Source organism: Staphylococcus pasteuri (genome assembly GCF_030547725.1).
GTDB classification, from domain to species: domain Bacteria; phylum Bacillota; class Bacilli; order Staphylococcales; family Staphylococcaceae; genus Staphylococcus; species Staphylococcus pasteuri.
This window is the reverse complement of the sequence record NZ_JAUOQO010000235.1, coordinates 1-287: the sequence shown is the minus strand read 5'-3', so window position 1 is coordinate 287 and position 287 is coordinate 1. Positions and strand designations below refer to the sequence as shown.

Below are 287 nucleotides of genomic sequence, written 5' to 3'. Positions count from 1 at the left end.
GGTCTGCACCTAGTGTTCGGATTGATGGTGGGGAATTAAGTCATGTTTCGGCTACAGGTGAAATACTCGATGGGAAGGTTACTGGCTCTTATCTGTGGGAGTGGTTCAACAGCGCTTATTATTGTTCCGGCTCAACCACTGTAAAAGGGCGAATATTATCCGAGCAAGAAGCCGCCAGCGCCGAGCTTGGCGAGTTTGATTTAACGCCACCACACCCACTGCTTTCTCCGGCAGAAAACACCACCGCACATACCTTTACGGTAATGGCTAAACAGGCTGAGCAGGTG

General features: G+C 50.5%; 1 protein-coding gene. It reads left to right on the top strand.

Annotated elements, in window-relative coordinates; translation table 11 throughout:
- On the top strand, nucleotides 1-287 hold a 287-nt coding region (locus Q4528_RS13510; protein ID WP_303522042.1), incomplete at both ends, for a hypothetical protein.